The 264-nt window shown below is 62.9% G+C and carries 1 protein-coding gene; it reads left to right on the top strand.

What is annotated here, in order from left to right; translation table 11 throughout:
• Nucleotides 1–264 (top strand): ABC transporter permease (locus SB754_RS20875; protein WP_410784263.1); only part of this gene is annotated, 264 nt, incomplete at both ends.

Consider the following 264-nt stretch of genomic DNA (forward strand, 5'->3'; position numbering starts at 1 on the left):
GCTATCTCAGGCTCAACTCGCTGATCGTCACCCTCGGCATGCTCTCCGCCATCCAGGGCGTGACGCTGATCTACACCAACGGCCAGAACGTCGACATCGTCAACCAGGAGGACACCTGGTTCGCCTTCTTCGGGCGCGGCTACCTGTTCGGCATCGCCGTGCCGGTGATCATCTTCCTGGGCCTGGCGGTGATCTTCGAGATCGTCATGCGAAGAACGACCTACGGCCGATCGATCTTCGCGCTCGGCGGCAACCCGCGTGCGG

The organism is Leifsonia sp. SIMBA_070 (assembly GCF_046534635.1).
Taxonomy (GTDB): domain Bacteria; phylum Actinomycetota; class Actinomycetes; order Actinomycetales; family Microbacteriaceae; genus Leifsonia.